This is a genomic window from Mesorhizobium delmotii (assembly GCF_900149755.1).
Lineage (GTDB): Bacteria > Pseudomonadota > Alphaproteobacteria > Rhizobiales > Rhizobiaceae > Mesorhizobium > Mesorhizobium delmotii.
In genome coordinates this window covers 879,569-881,713 of record NZ_FUIG01000013.1, presented here as the reverse complement: position 1 = coordinate 881,713, position 2,145 = coordinate 879,569, and the positions used below count along the sequence as shown (strand labels likewise).

General features: G+C 59.8%; 2 protein-coding genes and 1 pseudogene. 1 reads left to right on the top strand and 2 read right to left on the bottom strand.

Going from position 1 to position 2,145, the window contains the following annotated elements; translation table 11 throughout:
- Positions 1 to 86: 86 nt before the first annotated feature.
- A pseudogene (locus BQ8482_RS05675) lies at positions 87 to 613 on the top strand (recombinase family protein).
- A gap of 75 nt (positions 614 to 688) precedes the next feature.
- Here BQ8482_RS05675 and BQ8482_RS05670 read toward each other — a convergent pair.
- Both BQ8482_RS05670 and BQ8482_RS38975 read right to left on the bottom strand, forming a co-directional pair.
- A complete protein-coding gene (locus tag BQ8482_RS05670) occupies positions 689 to 1,411 on the bottom strand; it encodes a phytochelatin synthase family protein (protein ID WP_244602620.1) in 723 nt (240 codons plus the stop codon).
- Between the two features lie 411 nt (positions 1,412 to 1,822).
- A partial coding sequence (locus BQ8482_RS38975; protein ID WP_244602619.1) for a gamma-glutamyltransferase occupies positions 1,823 to 2,145 on the bottom strand: 323 nt, incomplete at its 5' end.

The window sequence follows — 2,145 nt, the reverse complement described above, 5'->3', positions numbered from 1 at the left end:
ATCATTGTCGACGATCGAATAGTGCGTCGTCTCCTGGCTCTCACCAAAGCCCTTCGGCATCAACCGGGCAGACCACCGAGAACCAGATTCAGGAAATCGAAGCCGCAGGCTTCCACGTCGAGCCGCGCCGCATCATCACCGAGACGGTTTCCGGAAGCACGGCCATTGCGCAACGGCAGGGCTTCACGCGGCTTATCGATCGGCTGGAATCAGGGGACATACTGATCGTGACCAAGCTTGATCGTCTCGGCCGCGACGCCATCGACGTCAGTTCCACGGTCCGGACCCTGGCCGAAATGGGCGAGCGCGTTCATTGCCTCGCTCTTGGCGGCGTCGACCTTACCAGCTCGGCCGGGACGATGACCATGAACGTGCTCAATGCTGTCGCACAGTTCGAGCGGGATTTGCTGATCGAACGCACCCAGTCCGGCCTCAAACGCGCCAAGTCGGAAGGCAAGGCTCTCGGTCGCCCCTCGACCCTCAGCGAAAAGCAGAAGCAGGACCTGCGCGACGATCTGGCCACGGGATGAGTGTTTCGGCCGCCGCCAGAAAGTTTGCGACCAGCCGGCAGACGATCATGCGCATTCGTGACGAAAGCTCACGATCCGTTTGACCTTAGCGTGTCTGGGGGGAACAGTTCTTATTCCGACCCCTCATAGAATCGATTTGCAACCCGGGCTAGCCAACATCAGGGCTTGGCAGCAATCAGAACATAACCCCGCGTACGGTTGGCATTGTCCGAGTCCTGCGTGTTCATCGCGTTAAATAGGTCGGCTGTCGTCACCCAGACGGGGGGATATTTGTAGCGGGCAACGTCGAGGATGAGGAAACGGTCGGTCTCGGCATCATAGGCGGCCAAGGGCGAGATGTGGCCGCCTTTTTCCTGGCCCATGGCTTTGCGCAAGTAATTGACGATGACAAACTGCTTTTTGGTCGCGAGATAGCCTCGGGCCTCCTTGCGGAAGGTGTCCAGGCTGCTGTCAGCAGCATGTCGCACTTCAACCTGCACGGGCTGCAAGGCAAGAAGGCCACCCAATTCATCTAAGGTCATGCCCTGCTTTTTGATTGTCTCAGCCGGAATGACCTGCTCGCTGCGGGCATCCAGAAGATTGTCCTGAGTGAAGGTGCTGTAGGGGTCGTACTCGGGCACTGGTGGGGCTGGAACGCCAATGGCATTCAGAACCATGACACTGCTGGCCACCCCACAAAAAGCTTGGTTCTTCTGGGTGACGAAATTTATGGCCAGCGGAAAATAGGCTTCCCGGGCATCGGCCTCGATCAGGAGCGTTTCACCGGCATCGGAAGCCGCCCCGATGAGATTTGCCGGCAGTGGCAACGTCTCGGCTCTGGCCTCCATCGAGGCCAATAACGTGGCAAACAGTGCGAGTCGAATGACATGCTTCATGAACATCGTCGCGCTCCTTGGCTGATCACCCTTCGGCCTGACAAACTTGCTCCTACGTTTCGCAACTGTCCAGAGGAACGTCGGCGCAACGAGAGCCATCTGTGACCCCTGATGTGAGTGACCCAGGTGGTTTGCGGCGTTTCTCCGACAACGGAAGCTGGCACGGTTTACAGGCGGATCCTTCATTATCGGGAACGGGCCTCCTGGTCGTCATTGCGGCGGCATTTTTCCTCGCCTCGAAGGCTAGAGCCGGAGAACTGGACACCGCTTGCACCTTCCGCGAAGCTGCCAATTTCCCCGCGGGGGAAATTGGCAGGGTGCTGTCCCTCGACCTCTCAAGGCCTGGGTACCTCGCCCGCCGCGAAGCGGGGGGATCGCGTCGACCATTGCGCTGGTCACTTAACTCAAGAGAATAACCTAATATCCGATGGCCTCGCCGGAAGCGGCGCGGCTGTCGATGGCGCCGTTGTAGCGGCCGCCGCCGCCCTTCTCGATCTCGGCCAGGCTCTTGCCGCCGACCAGGATGCCGGCCGCCTCACCCCAGCTCGCGTCGGCGAGATCGAGGTGGTAGCCCATGCTGGCAAGCAGTTTTTCGGTGTCCGGCGACAGGCCGAACGGCTCGATATAGACCGTGTCGGGCAGCCATTGGTGGTGGATGCGCGGCGCGTCGATCGCTTCCTGGATGTTCATGCCGTGATCGACGACGTTGACGATCGCTTCCAGCGTGATGGTGATGATGC

What these genes read in the sequence shown, in the direction of transcription:
- BQ8482_RS05670 (WP_244602620.1), bottom strand. Translation starts at nt 1,411, where the DNA reads ATGTTCATGAAGCATGTCATTCGACTCGCACTGTTTGCCACGTTATTG.